Genomic DNA, 22,920 nt, shown 5'->3' with positions numbered 1-22,920 from the left:
GCTGGTCCGCGGGGTGCGATCGGTCCGGTCGACACCAAGCGGTTTCCCAATGTGACGAAAGCCCGACATTTTGAGGAAAGGTGCTTGAGATGGCTACCAGGATATCGGCCGAAATCGATGCGACCCATATGCCCAGCGACATCGCGGCCCGGATCGTCGATCCAAAGGCCTATGGCGAATGGAATCAGCTCCAGGCGGACCTCACCTGGCTGCGCAAGAACATGCCGCTGAGCGTCGCGCAGGCCGAGGGCTACGATCCCTTCTGGATGGTGACCAAATATGACGACATTCAGGAAATCGGCCGGCAGCCGGGCATCTTCGCGAACAATGGTGCGCGCAAGACCCTGATCGACCGCAACTTCGCCGGGCACGTCGCCAAGGTGGAGGCCGAAGGCAAGCGCGCCGTCAATCGCTCGCTCCTGACGATGGATGCGCCCGTGCACATGCGCTACCGGTTGATCACCGCGGCGCAGTTCTCGCCCAAGGGCATCAAGATGCTCGAACAGGACATTCGTGAGATCGCCCGCGAAGCGATCGACGGAATGGTCGGGCATGAGGAGATCGACTTTCTCAACGCCGTGTCGCACCGCTACCCGCTCCGCGTCATCCTCAGCCTGTTGCAGCTGCCGCGTTCGGACGAGGACATGCTGCTGGAAATGACCCAGCGCTTCTTCAATCCGCGCGACACCGAAATCGCCGGCATTCAGACCGGCAATTCGATCGGCGCCACGTCGAACCATGACGTCGTCAACGAGATGTACGGTTACTTCGCGGCGCTGATCGCGAACCGCCGCGCCAATCCGACCGGCGACCTTGCCTCGGTGATTGCGAATTCGACGATCGACGGGCAACCCATCGCCGAGGCCGATGCGGTTAGCTATTACATGACGATCGCGACGGCGGGGCACGACACGACGGCATCGTCGACTGCCGGCGCGGCGCGGGCGCTGGCCGAACGGCCCGACCAGTTCGCCAAGGTCAAGGCGGATCGCAGCCTGATCCCTTCGCTGGTCAACGAAGCGATCCGCTGGACCTCGCCGGTCAGCCATTTCATGCGCACCGCGCTTTCCGATTATACGCTACGCGGCCAGACCATCCGCGCCGGCGACTGGCTGATGCTGTGCTATCCTTCGGCGAATCGCGACGAGGACATCTTCGAAGATCCCTTCGGGTTCCGGGTCGATCGCGCACCCAATCCGCAAATGGCGTTCGGCTACGGCGCGCATGTCTGCCTCGGCCAGCATCTCGCCAAGATGGAAATGGCGATCTTCTTCGAGGAATTCTTCAACCGCGTCGAAAGCATCGAGCTGGCCGGCGAGCCCAAGCGCGTCGATTCGATCCTCGTCGGCGGGCTCAAGCGGCTTCCGGTGCGCTACAAGCTGGAGAGCTGAGCGGCGCATGACCACGCTCGAGAGCAAGGTCGTCGCGATCACCGGGGCGTCCAGTGGCATCGGCCGGGCGATCGCGCACGCGCTGCGACCGCTTGGCGCCAGGCTGGTGCTGAACGCTCTGGCCGACGCCGAACTTGACTCGCTGCGCGAGGAGTTCGGCGCCGACTCCGCTATCGTCGCCGGCGACATCGCCGACGCGCGGACCGGGCACGACCTGCTGGCCGCGTCGCTGGACCGGTTCGGGCGCGTCGATGTGCTGGTCAACAATGCCGGCATCTTCCGCAATGGCGCGGTAGACGCGATAGACCTCGACGCGATGGAACGGATGATCGCCGTCAATTTCACGGCGGTGATGCGCAACAGCTATCTGTTCGCGCGCGCCATGACTGCGCGGGGCAGTGGCCACATCGTCAATCTGTCGAGCATCAGTGCGACGCTGACGACGCCCGGCTGCGGCGTATATGCCGGCACCAAGCGCGCCGTGGAGGGGTTCAGCGAAGCGCTGCGGATCGAGCTGGCGGGAACCGGCGTGCGCGTGGGCGTGATCGCGCCGGGCACCACCGATACCGGTCTGTTCGATCGCGTGCCGGGCCAGCCGCGCAGCTCGAATGTCGCGGTCCGCAAGCTCGATCCCGCCGACCTTGCCGATGCGGTGCGCTACATGCTCGAGCGCCCCGGCCATGCCAATATCCCGCTGCTGCGCCTCTATTCGGCGGAGCAGCGGCACTGACGAGGTCAGGCCGGGGTGAACGCCGGCATCGCGCAGGCGGCGCGGTATTCGCGCTCGATCGTCGCGACCACGGTCTCGACGCTCTCGACTGCCGCAATCGCGGCGATGCCTTGGCCGGCGCTCCAGATGTCGCGCCACGGCCGGGCAGCCTCGGGAAGGTGGCTATAGTCGCCCCGCCCCGGCGAGCGGGGCAGGCGATCCGGATCCAGCCCGATGGCGCCGAGCGACGCGCGAAGCCAATTGGCGCCGACGCCGTTGATCGCGGTCGAGAAGATCACATCCTCGGCATCGCCCGAAACCAGCATCTCTTTATACGCATCGGGCGCGTTCGCCTCGGCAGTGGCGATGAACCGGGTGCCGAGATAGGCGAGGTCGGCACCCAGCATCTCGGCCGCCCGGACGCCCGCCCCGGTCGAGATTGCGCCCCCCAGCAGGATCGTTCCGGCAAACATCGCGCGGATGCGCGGCACCAGCGCGAAAGCGCTGATCTGGCCCGAATGCCCGCCGCCTCCCGCGGCAATGCAAGTGATCCCGTCGACCTGCGCTTCGATCGCCTTCTCGGCGAAGCGCAGGCTGGTGACGTCGTGAAAGATTCGCCCGCCCCAATCATGCACGCGCGCCGCGAGTTCGGAAGGATTGCCGCGCGCCGAGATGACGATGCCGACGCCGTAGCGGCGATACAGGTCGAGCTCGCGGGCGGTTTCGGCGGCGTCGGCGCCGGTGGACAGGTTGACCGCTAGCGGGCCGATCATCGCTGCGGGCACCGCGTGCCGGTGGCGATCGAGCGCGTCGCGGATTTCACGCAGCCATTGCTCGAATTGTTCGAAGCTCGCGGCATTGTGGCGCGGCAGGCCCGCCATGATCCCGGCCTTGCACGCGGCAACGACCAGGCGCGGGCCCGAGATTCCGATCATCGGCGCGCAGACCAGCGGCAGCCGGAGTTGCGCGCGGATGTCGGCAGGCAGGCTCAATATCCCGTCACTGTCCGGATCACCTGGCCGGCGGCGGCATCGCCGGGCGCGGTATCCGCACGCCAGCAGACATGTGCGTCTGGCCGCACCAGCACTAGCGCGCGCTCATAGAGGCTGGCGATCGAGGGGTCGGCGATATCGACCACTGCCAGGGTCAAACCCTGCGCGCGCGCGGCACCGATCAACGCGTCGATATTTGCCGCGGGATCGAAGCGCAGCAGCACATAGCCGTGCCCGAACAGGTCAATCGTCGAACGGCCGCCCTGCAGCCAGGCGTGCGGCGCACGGTGGCCGGGGCGGGCGGTCTGGCGATAGGTCTCGGACGGGTCCGGCGGCGCGGGAGTGCCGTCCGGAACGATCAGCGGCGACCCCTCGTAGCGATAGCCGAGGCCGACGCCGGTGGAGGTCCATTCCTGCTGCAGCGCCGCGCTCATTTCCGTGCCGATGCGCTCCCGTGCGGCGTCGCCTTGCTCGCCGGGGGCGAGCACGCCCGCGAAATCGGCGGCGGCGATCCAGCTGGTGAAATTCTCGGTCGAGATCGAACTGTTGCGAATTGCGATGGGTCGCCGCTCCGCCTCATAGCCGTCGAGCAGCGCGGGGCCGCCCTGGCCGGTTAGCACGGCGTGGAGCATCCAGCCGAGCGCCAGCGCGTCGCCGATGCCGGTGTTCAAGCCGTGACCGCCGGTCGGAGAAGTGGTGTGCGCCGCGTCTCCGGCCAGGAAGACGCTGCCGACCCTGTATCGCGTGGCGGCACACTGGCTGCGCCGCCACGGCAGGACGCGCAGTATTTCGAACGGAATTTCCGCGCCGAAGGCGCGTGCGATGTCCTCGCCAATGTCATGGACGGCGGGGTCGATCTTCTGCTCGTTGCCGACCAAAGTGAACCGCCACAGCTGGCGCCCGTCCACCGACGTGAGGTTGGCCCAGGTGCCGTTCTCGTCGATGAACATGTAGCGGTTGCGGATCCCGAAGCTGGTATCCGCAAGGTTCGCGCGGATCATCGCGCTGACCGAATAGCTCAGCATCCGTCCGGGGAAATCGATGCCCAGCGCCCGGCGAATGCGGCTGCCGGCGCCGTCGCAGGCGATGAGATAGCGGCCGTGCAGCTTTCGCACGGTGCCGGTGGCGAGCTCGCTGGCTTCGATCGTCACCCCGGCGTCGTCCTGCTCGAGCCGTTCGAAGCGGTGGCCGTAGAGCAACGTGACCTTCCAGGTTGCTTCCGCCGCCTGCGCCAGGATCGGATCGAACAGGAATTGCGGGCATTTGCGCAGCATCTCCACCGCGCCTGCGGGCGGCGCCCTGTCGCTGGTCGCCGGCCGCGGATCGCCGCCGATATAGAGCCCGTCGAGCGCCGTGCAGTAGATCGTGTCGAGATTGACGTCATCGGGAAAGCCGCATTTGGCGACCGCTTCGGCAATGCCCCAGAAGCGGCAGATCTCCATCGTCCGCTCGTTGAGCGTTCCCGCCTTGGCGAGCAGCTCGGTGCCGGTTCCGGCATCGCGCTCGACGACGATGCTGGCGATCCCGCGGCGGCCGAGGTCGAGCGCGGTCGCCAACCCGACAGGGCCCCCGCCGACGATCAGGACCGGCGCGTCGAATGTCATACGGGCACGCTTTCCGTGCACGCCATGGGCCTTTGCGAGAGGCGCGGGGCCGCTCTTTGTCGGTTGTCGGGCATCGTCCTTGCGATGCCGCGCCCGGCCGCGGCGCGCAATGTCCCCGGTCGGGGTACAGCGTTACGCCAGGTCGGTCGGCGACACGGTAACTTCGGCGGAATGGCCCTGGGGAGCGGCCACGAACCGGCGAACACGCGGCGCTTTGCCGCCACGGTCGAGCGCGGCGATTTGCGCGAAGAGCCGCACTTCGTGCTCGGCGAGCCGTTCGCGGTGGCGCAGATAATCGGACCAGGCGGGCAAGTGGATGGTCTCGACCCAGAGTTCGGGGTCGCTCATATCCTGGAGCAATTGCCAGCGGCGCGCACCGTTGCGCCCGCGGATACGCCGCCGTTCCTGCATGAGTTCGAGGAACCGGGCGCGGTCCGCGACATCGATGCGAAACTCGGTGAGCAGCATTACCGGGCTATCCTGCCGATCCGGCGCGAATTCCGCCGCGATCGGCTTCAGGCCGCTGAACGGCATGAGGTCCAGCTTGTTCGAGCCACGCAGCGGCAGCCAGCGCGTCACTGCGATGACTGCGAGCTGAAGCGCGGCGGAGACGAGCAGGGCGTCGCGAACGCCGTGCCAATCGGCGAGAAAGCCGCCCAGCCAGCTGCCGGCGGCAACTCCGCCAAAGGCGGACATCTGATAGAGCGCCAGCGCGCGCGCGAGCACCCAATTGGGTGCGTTCAGCTGCACTGTCACATTCAACGTCGAAAAGGTCACCAGCCAGCCGGCGCCGGTGAGCGCGAGGGCCGCGAGCGACAGCGCGAGCCACGGGCTGAGCGCGATGCCGACGGTCCCGATCGCGAAGCCGAGCGAGAAGATGCGCGAGATCTGCTCGGGCGACCAGCGCCGACCGAGCTTGCCGACGCTCAGTCCGCCCGCCACCGCGCCCAGGCCGAAGGCGCCGAGCAACAGTCCATAGGTCAAGGCGCCGCCATGCATGCGGTCGCGCACGATCAGCGGCAGCAGCGCCTGCACGCTGCTCGCGGTCAGGCCGAACAATGCGGCGCGCGGCAGCACGGTCAGGATTGCCGGGGCCATCGCGACATAGCGGATGCCGGCGCCGATGGCGGCGACAAAGCTTTCGCGGGGCAGCGTGCGCGCCGCGCGCGGGCGCCGCCAGCGGCGGAGCGCGACGAGCATGCCGATATTGCTGAGCGCATTGACGACGAAGGCGGCGGCCGGCCCGGCGGCGGCGACGATGAGGCCGCCGATCGCGGGGCCGACGCTGCGGGCAAGGTTGAAGCCGACGCTGTTCAGCGCGATCGCGCTGGGCAGCGAGGCTCGCGGGACCATTTCGCCGACCGCGGCCTGCCAGGCCGGCGTCTTCATCGCCCCGCCGCAGCCGATCAGGAACGTGAAGGTCAGCAGCGACCACGGGCTCAGCCATCCCGCCCAGGCAGCTACGGCCAGCGCCGCCGAGGCGATCATCGTGAAGGCCTGGGCGATCACCATCACGTCGCGGCGATCGAAGCGGTCGGCGATGGTGCCGCCCCACAGCGCCAGCAGCATCAGCGGCAGTGCCGTGCTTGCCTGGACGAGCGCGATCATCTGTTCGGAGGTCGTGAGCGAAATCATCAGCCACGACGCGCCGACCAGCTGGACCAGGCTGCCCAGATTGGAAATCGTGTTCGCCGCCCAGATCTCCCTGAAGGTCGGCGAGGCAAGAGGGGAGGGGCTGTCGGCCGGGGCGGGCGGTCCGTCGCTCATCCGCAAGGCCCGGCGAACATGTGCCTGGAGTTAAGGCGCTGCGGCAGCGGCCAGCTCCATGAGCGGAATGTCGGAACGCGCGAGTGCCTCCGGGTCCAGAGCGATGCGCAACGTAATCAGCGCGCGGCCCTGGACATAATCCTTGGTCATGTTGACGCAGTCGAGCGCGACGACGCGGCCCTGCTTCAGATAGACGACCGAGAAATGGCCCGTCGCCGGATCGCCGCGCACGACTGTTTCGTCATGGCCGACCGAAAGGCCGACCGTCTGCAGCTTGATGTCATACTGGTTCGACCAGAACCACGGCACCGCATCGTAGCTGAGGGCCTGGCCCATGATCGTCTTGGCCACCAGCGCTGCCTGGTCGGTCGCGTTCTGCACGGATTCGACGCGCATCACCGCGCCATCGGCAAAGCCGTTGGCGTGCGCGGCGCAATCGCCGATCGCGAAGATGTCGGGCAGGCTGGTGCGGCATTGCGCATCGACAGTGACGCCATTGCCGCCCGCCGCGCCGGCGGCAAGCAGCGGCTCGACGGCGGGGACGATGCCGATGCCGACGATGATCATCTCCGCCGCCAGCATCTCTCCGCTCGCCAGCCGCACGCCGGTGACGCGGCCGTCGCGTGCCTCGATCCGCTCGATCGACACGCCCAGCCGGACATCGACGCCGTGGCGGCGATGCTCGGCCTCGAAGAAGCGTGAAAGCGGCTCGCCGGCGACGCGTGCCAGCACCCGGTCCTGCGCCTCGAGCACGGTGATCGATTTGCCGAACTTGGTGAGCACGGCCGCCGCCTCGAGGCCGATATAGCCGCCGCCGATGACGACGATGCGGTCGGTCGCGCCGAGCTCGGCCTCGAGCTGATCGACATCGGCGCGGGTGCGCACGTGGTGAAGCCCGGCCAGTGGACCGACCCCCGGCATCCGGCGGGGATGCCCGCCCGCTGCCCAGATCAGCGTTCCGTAGCGCACGCTTTGCCCGTCGGCGCATTGCAACTCGTGCGCTTGCGGATCGACGGCGACGACGCGCTCGCCGAGCCGCATCGTCACTGCCCGGTCGCGCCAGAAATCGGCGGGGCGGATCAATATCCGCTCGAAGCTCTTTTCCTTGGCCAGATATTCCTTGCTGAGCGGCGGGCGCTCATAGGGAAGTTCCGGCTCCTCGCCGATGATCGCGATCGACCCTTCGAATTTCTGTTGCCGGAGCGCGATGGCCGCCTGGGCCCCGCCATGGCCAGCGCCGACGATGACGATATCGTATCCACTAGTCACTGCCGCTCTCCAGCACGTCCGCCAAGCCCGCCCGACGGCGTTTATGTGGTCGTCGCGTATCTCTCCTGCCATGTTTGCTTGCCCGACGTCGAACAATCCCCGCGGAAGGGACATGCCGATCGCGCGCGAGCGCGCGAGATGGCGGACGGTGCAGGCTCTCCCGGCCTGCTTGCGGTCGTCGCGGCCCACAGCGTGGAATGGGTAAAATGGCTGACAATTCCAGACTTGACGTGATCGTGGTCGGCGCCGGATTTGCCGGACTGTATGCGGTTCACAAGCTGCGCGAGCAGGGGCTTTCGGTCCAGGGCTATGAGCGCGGCGTCGGCGTGGGCGGCGTCTGGTACTGGAACCGCTACCCGGGCGCACGCTGCGACATCGAGAGCATGGAGTATTCGTACAGCTTTTCGGAGGAGCTCCAGCAGGAATGGGAGTGGAAGGAGAAGTTCGCGAGCCAGCCGGAAATCCTCGCCTATCTGAACCATGTCGCCGATCGCTTCGATCTGCGCCGCAGCTTCCGGTTCGACACCGAAGTCCGGTCCGCGCATTATGACGAGGAACAGGCCGTGTGGACCCTTGCTTTTGGCGACGGTTCGACCGCCGTGTCGCGCTACCTCGTGCTCGCCGTCGGATGCCTTTCCACTGCGATGCGGCCGCAAATCGAAGGCACGGAGCGATTCGCCGGGCAAATCCTGCATACCGGGCACTGGCCGCACGAGGGTGTCGATCTTGCGGGCAAGCGCGTCGGCATTGTCGGGACGGGGTCTTCGGGCGTGCAGGCGATCCCGATGATTGCAAAGCAGGCCGCCGAGCTGACCGTGTTCCAGCGCACCGCCACCTACACCGTTCCGGCGCGCAACGCGCCGCTCGATCAGGCGGAAGTGCACCGGGTAAAATCCGATTATGCCGATTTCCGGCGCCGAAATCGCAAGATGATCGGTGCGCGCGGCGCCGACCGGCTCAATCCCGATGCCAAATCGGTGTTCGACGCTTCGCCGGAGGAGCGCCGCGACGCGTTCCTGGCGCGGTGGGCGGAAGGCGGAATGGGAATCCAGGCGACCTATAGCGATCTGCGCTCCGATCTCGACGCCAATGCGATCGTGGCCGATTTCGTCCGCGATCAGATCCGCGCGACGGTGACGGACCCGGGCACCGCCGAACTGCTGTGCCCGAAGCAGACCTTGGGCTGCAAGCGCATGTGCATCGACACCGATTATTATGCGACGTTCAACTTGCCGCACGTCCGCCTGATCGACGTCAAGGCGAACCCGATCAGCCGCTTTACCGAAAACGGGCTGGTGGCGGGCGGGACGGAATATCCGCTGGATGTGGCGATCTTCGCGACCGGCTTCGACGCGATGACCGGCTCGCTGCTGGCAATGGACATTCGCGGGCGCGGCGGCGTGCGGCTGGGCGACGCTTGGGCGGACGGTCCCGGAACCTATCTCGGCATCGCCACGGCGGGCTTTCCCAACATGTTCATCCTCGTCGGTCCGGGCAGCCCGTCGGTGCTGGCCAACGTTCCGATCGCCGCCGAACAGCAGGTGGATTGGGTGGCCGGCACGATCGCATATCTCGACGCGCGGCGCTGCCGCGCGATCGAGCCGCAGCTACAGGCGCAGCAAGACTGGGTCGATCATGTCAACGCAGTGGCGGCGGGCACGCTCTATATGAGCTGCGATTCCTGGTATCTCGGCGCCAACGTCCCGGGCAAGGCGCGCGTGTTCATGCCGCTGTTCGGCTTTCCCGCCTATGAAGCGAAGTGCAACGCCGTCGCGGCCTCCGGCTATCCGGGCTTCGAGATCACGTCGTAATGGCGCCTCAGCCGGTCAATCGCCGATCAGCCGCCCCGCCCAGCGCCCGCTGCGCACCAGATCGGTGGCGACCTGGGCAAAGGCATCGCCGACGAAGCGCGCCGCCGGCATGACCGGGCGATCGGCGGGATAGGCGATCAGCACGCGCCTGCTCGGGACCGGATCGGTCAGCGGCGCCGCTGTCAGGGCACCGCGCAGCACCTGGCCATGAATGGGCGCGAGCGGCAGGATCGTCATGCCGAATCCGCCACGGACCAGTTCGATCATCGCCGTCAGCGAATCGACTTCGAGCGATGAAGTGAGCGTGATCCCCGCGCGGCTGGCGCAGCCGTCAAGAATCGTGCGCAAGCCATGTGCCTGGCTGGGCAGTATCAGCTGCTCGCCCGCCAGCGACTTGAATGCCACCGGCGACTCCATCGCCAGAGCATGACCGCTGCCGCCGACGAGCAGCAGCGTCTCATCGAGAATGGCACGCGTACGCACCAGCCCTCTGGCCTGCGCTTCATACGCGACGCAGCAATCGAGCTCGTCGCGCTTGAGCCATTCGACCAGATATCCCGAAAAGCCGGAAGTGAAGCTCAGCGACAGCCGGGGATGCGCATCGCGGATCGCGTGGACGAGCGGGAGCGTAGCGATTTCGGCGACGGTGGGCGTCACGCCCACCCGCACGCGGCCCAGATACGACGTGCCGCCCTCGACTGCGAGCTGCCGGATTTCATCGAGGCGCGACAGGATTTCGTTCGCCGGATCGAGCAGCCGCTGACCCAATTCGGTCAGCATCATTCCCCGCCCGTGGCGCGTGAACAGCGGCGCATTTAGCTCGGCCTCCATCAGGCGGATTTGCCGGCTGAGCGCGGGTTGGGCGATGCCGAGCCGTACCGCCGCCTTGCTGACGCTGCCCAGCTCGGCGACGTGAATGAGCGTCTTGAGCTGCGCGATGTCCATGGCCGCGATCTAGCAAGCGATACAAATCGTGTATAGCTCAATGGCCGAAACTATATTCGTATTGGTAATGCGGCAGCGGTAATCGAGCCGGGCGATCGCCGGGCTCCAGTCTGCGCGCGAATTAGAGGATGGCGGATGGCCCTGGACAGTTTGCAAGGAACGAATTTTCCCGAAATTCGCGATGCCGTCGCCAAGCTGTGCGAATCCTTTCCGGACGAATATTGGCGCCGGCTCGACCGCGAGATGGCGTATCCGGCCGAGTTCGTGAAGGCGCTGGGGGATGCGGGCTTCCTCGCCGCGCTGATCCCCGAAGAATATGGCGGCTCGGGCCTGCCGCTTTCCGCCGCCGCCGCGATCCTCGAGGAGGTCCAGCGCGCCGGCTGCAACGGCTCGGCCTGCCACGCCCAGATGTACATCATGGGCGCGCTGCTGCGGCATGGGAGCGAAGAGCAGAAGCGCAGCTATCTGCCGCGCATCGCCAGCGGCGAGTTGCGGCTCCAGGCGTTCGGCGTGACGGAGCCCAGCAGCGGCACCGACACCGGTGCGCTCAAGACCACCGCGGTGCGCGACGGCGATCGCTATATCGTCAACGGCCAGAAGATCTGGACGTCGCGCGCCGAATATTCGGACCTGATGCTGCTGCTTGCCCGCACCACGCCGCGCGACCAGGTGGCGCGCGGCATTGACGGGCTGTCGATCTTCATCCTCGACATGAACGCGGCGCGCGCGGCGGGCGGGCTGACGATACGGCCGATCCGCACGATGATGAACCATTCCACGACCGAGGTCTTCTTCGACAATGTCGCGATACCGGCGGAAAATCTCGTCGGCGAGGAAGGCAAGGGGTTCCGCTACATTCTCTCCGGCATGAATGCCGAGCGCATCCTGATCGGTGCCGAATGCATCGGCGATGCCAAGTGGTTCATCGAACGCTCGCGCCGATATGCCAACGAACGCCACCTTTTCGGGCGCCCGATCGGGCAGAATCAGGGCGTGCAGTTCCCGATCGCCAAGGCCTATGCCCAGATGCGCGCCGCCGAGCTGATGGTGACGCACGCAGCCGAGATATTCGAAGCGGGCGAGCAATGCGGAGAGCAGGCCAATATGGCCAAGATGCTCGCGGCCGACGCCTCCTGGGCGGCGGCGGAAGCGGCTGTGCAGACGCATGGCGGCTTCGGATTCGCCGAGGAATATGACGTGGAGCGCAAATTCCGCGAGACGCGCCTCTATCAGGTCGCGCCGATCTCGACGAACATGATCCTCAGCTATTTGTCCGAACATGTCCTCGGCATGCCGAGGTCCTATTGATGGCCAGGCGGCTGCCCCTCGAAGGCATCACGGTCGTTGCGGTGGAGCAGGCGGTGGCGGCGCCGTTCTGCACCTCGCGGCTGGCCGATGCCGGCGCGCGGGTGATCAAGATCGAGCGCCCGGAGGGCGATTTCGCGCGCGGTTACGATGCCGTCGCGGCCGGGCAGAGCAGCTATTTCGTCTGGCTCAACCGCGGCAAGGAATCGGTAGTGCTCGACCTGGCGAGTGCCGATGGCAGCGCCGCCTTCGCCGCGTTGGTCGGCGATGCCGACATCGTCGTCCAGAACCTCAAGCCCGGCGCGCTCGCCCGGCTGGGCTTCGGTCCCGAAGCGCTGCGCCAGCGCCACCCGCGCCTGATCGTGTGCTCGATCAGCGGCTATGGCGATACCGGGCCGATGGCGGAGCGGAAGGCATACGACCTCCTGATCCAGGCCGAATCCGGGCTCGCTTCGGTTACCGGCGGGCCGGACGCGCCGGCGCGGGTCGGCACCTCCATCGTCGATATCGCGACGGGCGCGACCGCGCATGCCGCGATCCTCGAAGCGCTGATCGGGCGCGCATCGAGCGGTGAGGGCGCCGACATCAGGATTTCGATGTTCGACGTGATGGCGGACTGGCTGACGGTGCCGTTGTTGCACCACGAAGGCGGCAACTCGCCCAGGCGGATCGGCCTCGCTCATCCCTCGATCGCGCCGTACGGCGTCTTCGAGACGAGCGACGGCAAGTCGGTGTTGCTGTCGATCCAGAGCGACCGGGAATGGGTCGTTCTGGCGTCACGCTTTCTCGGCGACCCTGCGCTGGCAAAGGACCCGCGTTTCGCCACCAATGTCGAGCGCGTGGCCAACCGCGCGGCGACCGACCGGCTGGTTGCCGATGCCTTTGCCGTCCTGACCGAGGCCGAGGCGCGCGATCGGCTTGCGGCCGCCGACGTCGCCTTTGCCAGCGTCAACGATATGGCGGCGCTCGCGGCGCACCCGCATCTGCGCCGGATCACGGTCGATACGCCGGCGGGGCCGATCTCCTACCCGGCGCCGGCACCGATCGTGGACGGCGAAGACCGCGATTACGGCGCCGTCCCCGCTTTGGGCGCGGCGCTGTGACGGAAGCGCTGGATCTTGATCGCCTGCGGCAATGGATCGGCCGCGAGGATCGCTCCGAAGACGTGATCACCGCCGCGCTCGCCGCGCGCTTTCATGCGACGCTGCAGCTGCCCGGCGCTCCCGCCTTGGCGGGGGAAGCGGCGCCCGCGCTGATCCACTTCTGCCTTTGCCAGCCAGCCGCGGCGATGGCGGAACTGGGCGGCGACGGGCATCCGGCGCGCGGCGGCTTCCTGCCGCCGGTGCCGCTGCCGCGCCGGATGTGGGCCGGCAGCGCGATCGACTTCCATGCCCCGCTTCGCGTCGGCGATGCCGTCGTCAAGCGATCGCGGATAGCCGAGGTCACTGCAAAATCCGGACGAAGCGGCAATCTGTGCTTCGTGACGGTCGATCACGAGATCGGCGTGGGGAACGCAGTGGCAATCAGCGAGCGCCAGACCCTCGTCTACCGGGAAGCGGCCGAGGCTGGCGCGCCGGCCGTGCCCGAGCCGGCATCACTTGAAGCGAAAGTTGAGACCGTCGAGGCTTCAGCCCCGCTGCTGTTTCGCTATTCGGCGCTGACCTTCAACGCGCATCGCATCCATTACGACCTGCCTTATGCCACGAACGAGGAGCATTATCCCGGGCTGGTCGTGCATGGCCCATTGCAGGCGACGTTGCTGATCGATCTCGCCGCGCGCCGCAATGACGGGCGGCCGCCCGACCATTTCACTTTTCGCGGCGTCCATCCGGCGATCGGCGGCAGGCCGCTTCTCCTCAACGCCGGCGCGTTGACGGACGGGAGCATGGACCTCTTCACTGCACAGCCGGGCGGGCCGCTCAACATGCAGGCGACCGCGCGGTGGCGGTGAGCGGCCTGACCTTCGTCGCCCCGCTGTTCGTTCCCGCGAACCGGCCGGAGCGGTTCGCCAAGGCTGCCGCCAGCGGCGCCGATGCTATCATCCTCGATCTAGAGGACGCAGTCGCGCCGTCGGACAAGGACGGTGCCCGCGCCGCGCTTTCGGCCGGATTCACCGATCTGCCGGTCATTGTCCGGATCAACGCCGCGGGCACGGCCTGGCACGATGCCGATCTTGCGGCCGTGGCGCGATTGGGGATCGCGGCGGTGATGCTCCCCAAGGCGCTCGATCTCGGCGATATTGCGCGGGTGGCCGCGATCCTGCCGGTGCTGGCGCTGATCGAGACCGTCGGCGGCCTGGCGGAGGCGCGGGCGATCGCGCGATCGGGGCAGGTGGCGCGCCTCGCTTTCGGATCGGTCGATTATGCCGCGGATCTTGGCTGCGACCATGTTCGCGAGGCCCTCGCCGCCGCGCGCGCCGAGATCGTCTTCGCGTCGCGGCTGGGGGGCTTGCCGGCGCCGCTGGACGGCGTGACGACCGACCTGTCGGATGCGGCGATGGCGGAAGCCGATGCGCGCGGCGCGATGGTGCTCGGTTTCGGTGGCAAGATGGCGATCCATCCGCGCCAGATCGCGGCGATCCAGGCGGGCTTCCGGCCGACCCCGCGCGAAATCGAATGGGCACGAAGCGTATTGGCCAGCGGAGAAGGCGCGGCGCGGGTCGGGCAGGCGATGATCGACGCGCCGGTCCGCGCCCGCGCCCGCGCGCTGCTGGCGCGTGCAGCCATAGGCGATCGCAATGATGCGCAACAGGAGTCGGCGCTAACGGGCCACACCGCGCCGGCCTAATCGAAATTCGCGCCGCGCCGCTTCCCTGCAGGTCGGGACGATGCGGGCAGAAGGAGGGGAAGGCATGGAATTGGTTGGCATGGTGGGAATGTCCCACTCGCCCTCCTGGGATCTTTCCCCGCTCGAAGGGCCGGCCAAGCCCTATGTCGAGGCCGTGTTCCGCGCCCGCGACGCAGTCGCGCGCATCGCGCCCGACGTGCTGGTGGTTTTCGGCCCCGATCACGTCCGCAACTTCTTCTTCGATCTGATGCCCGCTTTCTGCATCGGCATCGAGAACGTGACCGGCTTCGGCGACTATAGCTCCCCCAAGGGGCCGTTCCCGACCCGTCCCGACCTCGCCGCCTTCATTGCCGATCAAGTGCTCGCCGCGGGTTTCGACCCGGCATTGTCGCACAATATGGGCGTGGATCACGGGATCAGCCAGCCGTTCGCGGCGCTGGTGCCCGATCTGCGTACGCCGGTCATTCCGATCATGATCAGTTCCGGCGGTGCGCCCCTGCCGACGCTTGCCCGCTGCCACGCGTTCGGCCGCGCGGTCGGCGACGCCATCCGCGCCTTTCCCGGAGAAGGCCGGGCGCTGGTCGTCGGGTCGGGCGGGCTGTCGCATTCGCCGCCTTCGGTCTCCCCCGCCGATCCGGCGGTCAGTGCCGAGACTCGCGACTATCTGATCAACGGGCGGCCGCGCGTTGCGGAATTCAACCGCCAGCGCGAGGAATCGTCGCTCAAGCGCCGCGCCGCGGGCGGGACCGGGCCAATTAACGAGGAATGGGACCGCTGGCTGCTGGAGTGCATGCGCTCGGGCGATCTCGCCCCGGTGCTTGCCCTCGATAACACCGCGTTGCTCGCGCAGGGCGGCACCGGCGGGCAGGAGATCCGCGCCTGGATTGCCGCGCTTGGCGCCTGGGGCAAGCCCGTCGCCACCACCGACTATGCGCCGGTGCCGACCTGGATCACCGGCATGGGCTGCGCCACCGCCTTCGAGAGGGACTCCGCATGACCGAAGACCATCGCCACCGCAGCATCTGGGGCCACCTGATGAAGCTGGCGTTTTCCCAGAACTATGTCGACGCCGGCGGCATTCGCACGCGCTATGTCGAGGCGGGGCCCAAGGACGCCCCGGTGCTGATCATGATCCACGGCACCGGCAGCAGCTGGGAATGCTTCTGCGCGACGCTGGAGAGCCATGCCCGGCACTTCCGCTGCCTGGCGATCGACCTCGCCGGCAGCGGCTTCAGCGACCGGCCCGACGTGCCCTATGAAATCCCCTTCTACGTGGATCACGTGCTGGCGTTCATGGATGCGCTGGGAATCGAAAAGGCGTCGTTCATCGGCGTTTCGCTGGGCGCGTGGGTGACGAGCCGGCTCGTGGTCGATCATCCCGAGCGCGTCGAGAAGCTGACCTTGCTCGCCGCCTCGGGCCTGATCATCAACAACGCCACGATGTCGCGCACCAAGTCCGTGCGCAACGCCGCGGTCGACGATCCGAGCTGGGAGAACATCAAGCCGGTGTTCAATTCGATCCTCTACAAGGAAGAGGACCGGATCCCGGACCTGATCCAGCTTCGCCAGGCGATCTATCGCGAGCCGGACATGAAGATGGCGATGGGCAATATCCTGGTGCTGCAGAATGAAGACGTGCGCCGCCGCAATCTCGTCACCGAGGAAGAGTGGCGCGGGGTCGAGGTGCCGATCTTCATCATCCTCGCGCCCGACGACAACCCGGATTACACGACAACCGGGGAGCGAATCGCCGAACTGGCGGCCGACGTGCGCACGCTGACGATCGAGAAGGTCAAGCATTGGGCGCATTACGAAGCGCCCGAGATCTTTAATCCCGCCAACCTCGCATTCCTGCTCGGCGAAACCATACCGGGCTGAGCGCCGGCACAGCGATTTTCATTCTTCACACCGGCTGATTTCCGCCGGAGGCGGTACGCCAGGGAGCGGCAATGTCGAACAACGTCGAAAGCATCGTCAAGGGCGCCTTTATCGACAACGAGCTGGTGCCGGTCGCGATCGACGTCCGGGTGCCGGTCGTCGATCCGACGACGGGCGCGGTGTTCACCGAGCTCCACGAGGCCGGCACGGAAGAGGTCGATGCCGCGGTCGCCGCGGGCCGCCGCGCGCTCGAGCAGGGCGAGTGGGGCAAGCTCGCCGGGTTCGAGCGCGGCCGGTTGCTGTCCAGGCTGTCGCGCGCGATTCTCGACAATGCCGAAGAGCTGGTGGCGCTGGAATCGCGCGATACCGGCAAGCCTTTGGGCCAGGCCAAGGCCGACATTGCCGCCACCGCGCGCTATTTCGAATTCTACGCCGGCGCCGCGGACAAGATGCACGGCGAGACGATCCCGTATTTCCGCGAGTTCTTCGTGGCGACCGAGCGCGAACCGCACGGCGTCGTCGCGCACATCATCCCCTGGAATTATCCGGCGCAGATGTTTGGCCGCAACGTTGCGCCATCGCTTGCGGTCGGCAATGCGGCGGTGGTCAAGCCGGCGGAGGATGCCTGCCTTTCGGTTCTGCGCATGGCCCAGCTCGCCGCCGAAATCGGGTTCCCGGCGGGTGCGCTGGCGGTGCTGCCGGGGCGGGGCTCGGTGACCGGCGCCGCTCTCAGCGCGCATGACGATATCGACTATATCGCTTTCACCGGCAGTCCCGGCGTCGGCGAGATGATCCAGGTGGTGGCCGCACGCCGCGCGATCGGCTGCACGCTCGAACTTGGCGGCAAGTCGCCGCATCTGCTGTTCGGCGATGCCGATCTGTCGCTGGCGGTGCCGGCAATCGTCAACGGCATCGTCAACAATGCCGGCCAGACCTGCTCGGCGGGCTCGCGCGTATTGGTCGAGCGGGCGCATTTCGACCGCCTCGTCGGCGCGATCGCCGACGCGTTCGGCAAGCTTCGCGCCGGCACGCCGGAGATGAACCTCGATCTCGGCCCGGTGATCAACCAGCGCCAGCGCGAGCGTATCGAGCGCTATTGCGATCGTGCCAAGGCCGACGGGATTCCACTGCTGGCGGAGGGGCGAATCGCGGACGGCACGCCATCCGATGGCTTCTTCGTCGCGCCGCGGCTCTACGGACCGGTCGATCCGAACAACATATTGGCGCGCGAGGAAGTGTTTGGGCCAGTGCTGTGCGTGATGCCGTTCGAAGATGAAGCCGACGCGCTGCGCCTGGCGAACGACAGCGAGTTCGGCTTGCTCGCCGGCGTCTGGACCCGGGATGGCGGCCGCGCGTTCCGCCTCGCCCGGAAGATCCGCGCCGGACAAGTGTATATCAACGGCTTTGCCGCGGGCGGCGGGATCGAATTGCCGTTCGGCGGCGTCAAGCGCTCGGGACATGGCCGCGAGAAGGGGCTGGCGGCGATGGAGGAACTGTCCACCGTCAAGACGATCATCCACCGCCATGGCTGAGGCGCGGTGGAATTGAGCGCCCGGGTGACGGAGCCCGTTGAGCATTTCGATATTGTCATCGTCGGGGCGGGCCCGTGCGGCGTCACGCTGGCCAATCATCTCGGTCTGTACGGCGTGCGCACCCTGATCGTCGATCGGTCCGCCGACATTCTCGAATATCCGCGCGCGGTGGGGATGGATGACGAGGCGCTGCGCTCGTTCCAGGCGGTCGGGCTGGCCGAGCCGCTGCTCGCCGACATGATCCGCAACGTACCGGCGCGCTATTACACTGCCAGCGGCTGGTGCTTTGCGCATATCCACCCGCAGGAGCAGCCGTTCGGCTGGAGCCGCCGCAATCTGTTCATCCAGCCGCTGGTGGAGCGGACGCTGCGGCGCGGCCTCGCTCGCTATGAGTCCGTTCGCCTTGCGCTGGGAACATCGCTCCAGACGCTTGTCGATGACGGGAATGCGGTGACGGCGACTTTCGAACGCGATGACGGGTCGATCCGTGGCGTCCGCTGCGCCTATCTCGTCGGCGCCGATGGCGGACGCAGCACCGTGCGCGGGCTGATCGGGGTGAAACTGGAAGGCAAGACCGACGCCGCGCGCTGGCTGGTCGTCGATATGCAGAATGACGATCTCGATTCGCCGTATTCGAGCGTATACACCCACCGCCATCGCCCGCGCATCTCGATCGCGCTGCCTTATGGACACCGCCGTTTCGAGTTCCGGTTGCCGGCCGGGGAAAGCGACGAAGCGGCGGTCGACCCGGTTCGGCTGGAGGAGCGGCTGAGCCTCTTTTACGGAGCCGGCCCGCGCCGCGCGAATGTGCTGCGCGCCCGCGTCTACCGCCACCATTCGCGCATTGCCGAGCGCTTCCGGTCGGGCCGCGTTTTCCTTGCCGGGGATGCCGCGCATCTCCAGCCGCCTTTTTTCGGCCAGGGAATGAATTCGGGCCTGCGCGACGCCACCAATCTGGGTTGGAAGCTCGCCGCGGTGCTGCGCGGTGTCGCCGCTCCACGGCTGCTCGAGAGCTACGAGGCCGAGCGGCACGATCATGCCCGCAAGATGGTCAATGTCGCGACAATGTTCGGCAGGCTCTACGCCCCCGGCTCCCGCGCACTGGAAATCGCCAGGGATCTCTTCTTCCGCCTCGTCCAGCGCATGCCGCGGCTTCGCGACTATGTGCTCCAGATGAAATTCAAGCCGATGCCGCGCTATACCGATGGGCTGGTGCTGCCGGCAACCGACGCCACGCGAGAAGGCGTTGTCGGCCGGATGTTCATGCAGCCACTCGTCGAGACGGCCGATGGTCGGCAAGTGAAACTGGATGAGGCGCTTGGTGCCTGGTTCACGGTGATCGGCATCGGCGCCGATCCGGCCGCCGCAATGTCGGCGGCGTCGCGGAAATTCTGGGCGGATCTCGGCGCCAATCTGGTGACGGTGCGCTCCTCACGGTCCGAGGCTGCCTCTGCCAGCGACGGCGTAGCCGTGATCGAGGACCTGATGGGCGCGTTCCGGGACTGGCGCCGGGCACGGCCGACGATACGCTTCATCGTGCTCCGCCCCGACCGCTATGTCGTCGCAATTGCCGGGGATGACGATCTGGATAGCGTCAGCGCGCAGCTCCAGTCCTTGCTCGGGTGAGCCGCGAGCGCCGCTATTCGACCAGCCAGCCGCCGGCGGACAGCAATTCGTCGAGGCATTTGCGGATCACGCTCTCCACGGCGGGAAGTGCCTCGGGCGGCCTTATCCCGGCGCGCACCAGCGACAATGGCAGCGTGAGGTTCATTCCCCTGACCCGGGCTGCCGAGAGCTGTCCCGTGCGCAGTTCGTCGCGCACCCCGATATAGGGCAGCAGCGAATAGCCTTCGCCGCCGACCAGCAGGGTCTTGAGGACGCGCAGCGAGTCGATCTCGCTGCGAACCGACAAATGGATCGCCTCACCATGCGGCTGCTGGTTGATGCGCCGCTTCAGCCCCTTGCCCATCGGCGGCAGCAGAAGATCGAGTTGTCGCAGGCTTTCGGCATCGATCGGCTCCAGCGCGATGCCGCGCTCATCGACCGAGCCGAACGCATTGGGCGGCCCGATCAGCAACAGCACTTCGTCCGCGACATGCTCGGCGTGGAGATAGGAAAGCTCGTCGGAATAATAGGTCAGGGCGGCGTTGAGCGATCCGTCCTCGATCAGCGTCACGAGGTCGCTGGCGAAGCCCAGGCGAAGGCGCAGCTTCACGCCCGGCAAGTCGCTATGCAGGGTGCGGAATATCTCGGGGCCGATCAGCTCGCCGATCGATACCGGCAGGCCGATCGAAACCTCGCCGATCGGGCCGCGCACCGAGCGGCGGACTTCCTCGCGCGCCTGGCGCGTCGAGAGAAGGATCGACTCGGCATGCGCCTTGAAGGCCTGGCCGGCGGTGGTCATCGACACGCCGCGCGAGGTGCGGTCGAAAAGCTTTGCGCCGAGCTCGTCTTCCAGGCGCAGCAATTGCTGGCTGAGCGACGGCTGGGCGATGCCCAGTTCGTCCGCCGCCTTGGTGATCGAATGGAAATCTCCGATCTTGAGGAAGGCCCGCAATTGCCCCTCATCCATGAATCGCACTCCCGAGGTTGTGACTTGTTATTGCTTGCAGGCAGTGTCGCGTGCCGATCACAGCAGCGACAAATAGCGCTGCAGCAGCTCATGCCGCCCACCGATGCGCAACCGCGCGTAAAGGCGCTTGCGGTAGGTCGCGATCGTCTCTTCGCCCAGCCCGAGGTCGATCGAGATGCCGTAAGCCGAGATGCCGTAAAGAATACGCGAACTGACCTGGAGCTCGCGTTCGGAAAGGCCCCAATCGCTTTCGCGCAGATTGCCCTCGATCACCGCCACCGATGCGAAATGCGCGATCGCCTTTTCGCGGTCCCAATGGAGCGCGGCATGCTTGGCGCAGGCGGCGACGAGCACGTCGGCGTTTTCGGCAAGGCCGGTAAGCTCGCTCTCGTTGAACTGGCCGGCGTCGCGCGAACGCATTACCGACAGCGCATAGAGATCGTCGACCGCGCGCCCGCACACCATCACCCGATCGACGATGTCGAAATGCTCGAGCGCGGAATGGAGCGTGGGGTCGGCGACATGATCGAGGTCGTCGTGGAGCATCACTGCGTTGCGCGATCCGCGCGCCGCTTCGTCGGCCGCGTGGAGCTCGACGAACGAGCGCGCCGGCCAGCGCTTCTCTGATGTGTGGTGGCGCATCGCGTGCTGCCCGCGGATGCTGGCGCCGCCGAGGAATTTGGGAAGGCCGTCGCGGACCCGGTAGACACAATAATGCTCGGCGCCCGACGTGGAATTGAGGAAGCGAAGCGTTTCCTTCTCGAAGTCCTCGGTCCCGAGCGCGTTCACGACGGCGGCGAGCGATTGCGGGCGCGGTGCCGCTTCGAGGGTGATTGCTTGCATGGCTCTACTCTCCTACCGCCTCACGAGCTGAGGCTCGACGGTCAGTATTATCGGAGCCAGCCTTGTCGCCGGGTCTGGTCATCGCGGTAGCCTCTTGCCAATCCGCACACGCCTTACCCATTCGATGCGGACCGGCGCCCGACATCTGATCCTTGGGGAGGGATAATGGCGCGACAAAGCGCGGCGCGCTCGCCTCTTGGCGAGCTGTCTGCCATTGCGATTTCCTATGGCGCGCGAAGCCGGTCTGGCGATCCGCCAGCAGCCCCGCCTAACCGCCTATATTGAGGACGGTTTCTCAGTCGGCGCCGAGGATCATCGTCCCGCTCGAGCAGAACCAGCCGCCCGTGCCGCTGACGCAGGCGAGCTTGGCATCCTGGACTTGGCGATCGCCACAGCTGCCGCGCAACTGCCGCGCCGCCTCGACGAGGAGGAACAGCCCGCGCATGCCCGGATGGCAGGCGGAGAGACCGCCGCCATCGGTGTTGGTCGGCAGCGCGCCGCCGACGCGCAGCCGCCCGTTCTCGACGAAAGCGCCGCCTTCGCCCTTGGCGCAGAAGCCGAGATCCTCGAGCGTGATCAGCGCCATATAGGTGAAGGCGTCATAGATCTGCGCCACGTCGATCTCGTCGGGGCGAATGCCCGCGCGCGCAAAGGCGGTCGGCCCGGTCATCGCGGCGGGGGAAGTGGTGAAATCTTCCCACTGGCTCATCGACACGTGCGAGCCCGCCTCCGCGCTGCCCAGCACCCAGACCGGCTTGACCGCGAGATCGGGAACCCGGTCCTCGGCGACCATGATGACTGCCGCGCCGCCGTCCGAACGGATGCAGCATTGCAGCTTGGTGAAGGGATCGGCGATCATCGGGCCGTCCAGCACGTCGGCGATATCGATCGGATCGCGATACGCGGCGAAGGGCGTCAGGCCGGCATTGTAGCGGGCCGAGACCGCGATCTCGGCCATCTGCTCGAGCGTGGTGCCATATTCATGCATATGGCGGCGGGCGGCCATCGCATATTTCGAAATCAGCGTGTGTCCGAACGGCGCTTCGAACTGGCTCGGCCCGCGGGTGCCCCAGGCGAGGCTCGCGGTGCGCAGCTTGCGCTTCAGATCGGTGCGCGCGGTCGAACCATAAGCGAGCAGGATCACGTCCGCGCGCCCCTCGGCGATCGCGTCGGCGGCGTGCGCCGCCATCACTTCCCAGGTGGCGCCGCCGACTCCGGTCGAATCGATCCAGCGCGGTTTCAGCCCCATATATTCGGCGACTTCAAGCGGCTGCAGCGCGCCGAGCCCGGCCGATGCGAAGCCATCGATGTCCGAAGGACGTAGCCCGGCCTCGGTCAAGGCCGCGCGCGCGGCCTGGGCATGGAGTGCAAAGGGCGTCGCCTCGGGCGATCCCGGCAGTCCCGACAACCCAACGCCCGCAATCGCCACTCGCCTACCCATCTACGATCCCCTGTTCCAAGATTGACCCGCGATACTGCGTTTCTCGCCGGCTGACTGTCACCGTAACGGGGACT

Annotated in this window: 19 protein-coding genes; 11 read left to right on the top strand and 8 right to left on the bottom strand. The window is 67.0% G+C overall.

Going from position 1 to position 22,920, the window contains the following annotated elements; translation table 11 throughout:
- The first annotated feature begins 89 nt into the window (after window positions 1-89).
- Entirely contained in the window at window positions 90-1,391 is a 1,302-nt protein-coding gene (locus EJC47_RS00545) for a cytochrome P450 (protein WP_221885148.1), read from the top strand.
- A gap of 7 nt (window positions 1,392-1,398) precedes the next feature.
- On the top strand, window positions 1,399-2,121 hold the full coding sequence (locus EJC47_RS00540) for an SDR family oxidoreductase (protein ID WP_126845049.1): 723 nt from the start codon (window positions 1,399-1,401) through the stop codon (window positions 2,119-2,121).
- A 5-nt stretch (window positions 2,122-2,126) separates the two neighbouring features.
- On the opposite strand, the gene EJC47_RS00535 is transcribed toward EJC47_RS00540, so the two are convergent.
- From EJC47_RS00535 to EJC47_RS00520, 4 genes are all read right to left on the bottom strand, one after another.
- Complete coding sequence (locus EJC47_RS00535) at window positions 2,127-3,092, bottom strand: NAD(P)H-dependent flavin oxidoreductase (protein ID WP_126845048.1); 966 nt, start codon at window positions 3,090-3,092, stop codon at window positions 2,127-2,129.
- Window positions 3,089-4,696 carry an FAD-dependent monooxygenase gene (locus EJC47_RS00530; protein ID WP_126845047.1) on the bottom strand — a complete coding sequence of 536 codons (1,608 nt, stop codon included), beginning with the start codon at window positions 4,694-4,696 and terminating at the stop codon, window positions 3,089-3,091. Before EJC47_RS00530 ends, EJC47_RS00535 begins: the two co-directional genes overlap by 4 nt.
- Before the next feature lie 132 nt (window positions 4,697-4,828).
- Window positions 4,829-6,463, bottom strand: a complete 1,635-nt coding sequence (locus EJC47_RS00525) for an MFS transporter (RefSeq protein ID WP_126845046.1) — start codon at window positions 6,461-6,463, stop codon at window positions 4,829-4,831.
- Between the two features lie 30 nt (window positions 6,464-6,493).
- Window positions 6,494-7,732, bottom strand: a complete 1,239-nt coding sequence (locus EJC47_RS00520; protein WP_260591424.1) for an NAD(P)/FAD-dependent oxidoreductase — start codon at window positions 7,730-7,732, stop codon at window positions 6,494-6,496.
- Window positions 7,733-7,938: 206 nt separating this feature from the next.
- Here EJC47_RS00520 and EJC47_RS00515 point away from each other — a divergent pair, with 206 nt between their 5' ends.
- Entirely contained in the window at window positions 7,939-9,543 is a 1,605-nt protein-coding gene (locus tag EJC47_RS00515; RefSeq protein ID WP_126845044.1) for a flavin-containing monooxygenase, read from the top strand.
- A gap of 15 nt (window positions 9,544-9,558) precedes the next feature.
- Here EJC47_RS00515 and EJC47_RS00510 read toward each other — a convergent pair whose 3' ends face one another.
- The gene (locus EJC47_RS00510) at window positions 9,559-10,488 is read right to left on the bottom strand and encodes a LysR family transcriptional regulator (RefSeq protein WP_126845043.1); all 930 of its coding nucleotides are present in this window, start codon (window positions 10,486-10,488) and stop codon (window positions 9,559-9,561) included.
- Window positions 10,489-10,623: 135 nt separating this feature from the next.
- On the opposite strand from EJC47_RS00510, the gene EJC47_RS00505 reads away from it, so the two are divergent.
- The 8 genes from EJC47_RS00505 to EJC47_RS00470 all read left to right on the top strand — a co-directional run bounded on the left by EJC47_RS00505 (window position 10,624) and on the right by EJC47_RS00470 (window position 19,616).
- Window positions 10,624-11,796, top strand: coding sequence for an acyl-CoA dehydrogenase family protein (locus EJC47_RS00505; RefSeq protein ID WP_126845042.1), 1,173 nt, complete (start codon window positions 10,624-10,626; stop codon window positions 11,794-11,796).
- Window positions 11,796-12,896: a CaiB/BaiF CoA transferase family protein gene (locus EJC47_RS21275; protein ID WP_126845041.1), complete on the top strand. Its 1,101-nt coding sequence runs from the start codon at window positions 11,796-11,798 to the stop codon at window positions 12,894-12,896. The genes EJC47_RS00505 and EJC47_RS21275 overlap by 1 nt, the downstream gene beginning before the upstream one ends.
- Window positions 12,897-12,958: 62 nt before the next feature.
- A complete protein-coding gene (locus EJC47_RS00495) occupies window positions 12,959-13,744 on the top strand; it encodes an FAS1-like dehydratase domain-containing protein (protein ID WP_260591423.1) in 786 nt (261 codons plus the stop codon).
- Window positions 13,735-14,580 (top strand): HpcH/HpaI aldolase/citrate lyase family protein, encoded by an 846-nt coding sequence (locus EJC47_RS00490; protein WP_260591422.1) that lies wholly within the window; start codon window positions 13,735-13,737, stop codon window positions 14,578-14,580. Before EJC47_RS00495 ends, EJC47_RS00490 begins: the two co-directional genes overlap by 10 nt.
- Before the next feature lie 64 nt (window positions 14,581-14,644).
- Window positions 14,645-15,577 (top strand): 2,3-dihydroxyphenylpropionate 1,2-dioxygenase, encoded by a 933-nt coding sequence (locus EJC47_RS00485; protein WP_185867509.1) that lies wholly within the window; start codon window positions 14,645-14,647, stop codon window positions 15,575-15,577.
- The gene (locus tag EJC47_RS00480) at window positions 15,574-16,458 is read left to right on the top strand and encodes an alpha/beta fold hydrolase (protein WP_126845038.1); all 885 of its coding nucleotides are present in this window, start codon (window positions 15,574-15,576) and stop codon (window positions 16,456-16,458) included. The genes EJC47_RS00485 and EJC47_RS00480 overlap by 4 nt, the downstream gene beginning before the upstream one ends.
- 71 nt (window positions 16,459-16,529) lie before the next feature.
- Complete coding sequence (locus EJC47_RS00475) at window positions 16,530-17,990, top strand: aldehyde dehydrogenase family protein (RefSeq protein WP_126845037.1); 1,461 nt, start codon at window positions 16,530-16,532, stop codon at window positions 17,988-17,990.
- Between the two features lie 24 nt (window positions 17,991-18,014).
- The gene (locus EJC47_RS00470) at window positions 18,015-19,616 is read left to right on the top strand and encodes a bifunctional 3-(3-hydroxy-phenyl)propionate/3-hydroxycinnamic acid hydroxylase (RefSeq protein ID WP_126845036.1); all 1,602 of its coding nucleotides are present in this window, start codon (window positions 18,015-18,017) and stop codon (window positions 19,614-19,616) included.
- Between the two features lie 13 nt (window positions 19,617-19,629).
- On the opposite strand, the gene EJC47_RS00465 is transcribed toward EJC47_RS00470, so the two are convergent.
- The 3 genes from EJC47_RS00465 to EJC47_RS00455 all read right to left on the bottom strand — a co-directional run bounded on the left by EJC47_RS00465 (window position 19,630) and on the right by EJC47_RS00455 (window position 22,846).
- Complete coding sequence (locus tag EJC47_RS00465) at window positions 19,630-20,562, bottom strand: LysR family transcriptional regulator (RefSeq protein WP_126845035.1); 933 nt, start codon at window positions 20,560-20,562, stop codon at window positions 19,630-19,632.
- A gap of 57 nt (window positions 20,563-20,619) precedes the next feature.
- Entirely contained in the window at window positions 20,620-21,405 is a 786-nt protein-coding gene (locus EJC47_RS00460) for a helix-turn-helix transcriptional regulator (RefSeq protein WP_126845034.1), read from the bottom strand.
- 295 nt (window positions 21,406-21,700) lie between these two features.
- Window positions 21,701-22,846: a thiolase C-terminal domain-containing protein gene (locus tag EJC47_RS00455; protein ID WP_126845033.1), complete on the bottom strand. Its 1,146-nt coding sequence runs from the start codon at window positions 22,844-22,846 to the stop codon at window positions 21,701-21,703.
- Window positions 22,847-22,920: the final 74 nt, after the last annotated feature.

The sequence above is a fragment of the Sphingomonas sp. TF3 genome (assembly GCF_003985085.1).
GTDB lineage: Bacteria > Pseudomonadota > Alphaproteobacteria > Sphingomonadales > Sphingomonadaceae > Sphingomonas.
This window is presented reverse-complemented; position numbering and strand designations above follow the sequence as displayed.

Coding starts and splice junctions, on each gene's coding strand:
- EJC47_RS00545 (WP_221885148.1), top strand. CDS start 90: ATGGCTACCAGGATATCGGCCGAAATCGATGCGACCCATATGCCCAGC.
- EJC47_RS00540 (WP_126845049.1), top strand. CDS start 1,399: ATGACCACGCTCGAGAGCAAGGTCGTCGCGATCACCGGGGCGTCCAGT.
- EJC47_RS00530 (WP_126845047.1), bottom strand. CDS start 4,696: ATGACATTCGACGCGCCGGTCCTGATCGTCGGCGGGGGCCCTGTCGGG.
- EJC47_RS00525 (WP_126845046.1), bottom strand. CDS start 6,463: ATGAGCGACGGACCGCCCGCCCCGGCCGACAGCCCCTCCCCTCTTGCC.
- EJC47_RS00515 (WP_126845044.1), top strand. CDS start 7,939: ATGGCTGACAATTCCAGACTTGACGTGATCGTGGTCGGCGCCGGATTT.
- EJC47_RS00510 (WP_126845043.1), bottom strand. CDS start 10,488: ATGGACATCGCGCAGCTCAAGACGCTCATTCACGTCGCCGAGCTGGGC.
- EJC47_RS00505 (WP_126845042.1), top strand. CDS start 10,624: ATGGCCCTGGACAGTTTGCAAGGAACGAATTTTCCCGAAATTCGCGAT.
- EJC47_RS21275 (WP_126845041.1), top strand. CDS start 11,796: ATGGCCAGGCGGCTGCCCCTCGAAGGCATCACGGTCGTTGCGGTGGAG.
- EJC47_RS00485 (WP_185867509.1), top strand. CDS start 14,645: ATGGAATTGGTTGGCATGGTGGGAATGTCCCACTCGCCCTCCTGGGAT.
- EJC47_RS00480 (WP_126845038.1), top strand. CDS start 15,574: ATGACCGAAGACCATCGCCACCGCAGCATCTGGGGCCACCTGATGAAG.
- EJC47_RS00475 (WP_126845037.1), top strand. CDS start 16,530: ATGTCGAACAACGTCGAAAGCATCGTCAAGGGCGCCTTTATCGACAAC.
- EJC47_RS00465 (WP_126845035.1), bottom strand. CDS start 20,562: ATGGATGAGGGGCAATTGCGGGCCTTCCTCAAGATCGGAGATTTCCAT.
- EJC47_RS00460 (WP_126845034.1), bottom strand. CDS start 21,405: ATGCAAGCAATCACCCTCGAAGCGGCACCGCGCCCGCAATCGCTCGCC.
- EJC47_RS00455 (WP_126845033.1), bottom strand. CDS start 22,846: ATGGGTAGGCGAGTGGCGATTGCGGGCGTTGGGTTGTCGGGACTGCCG.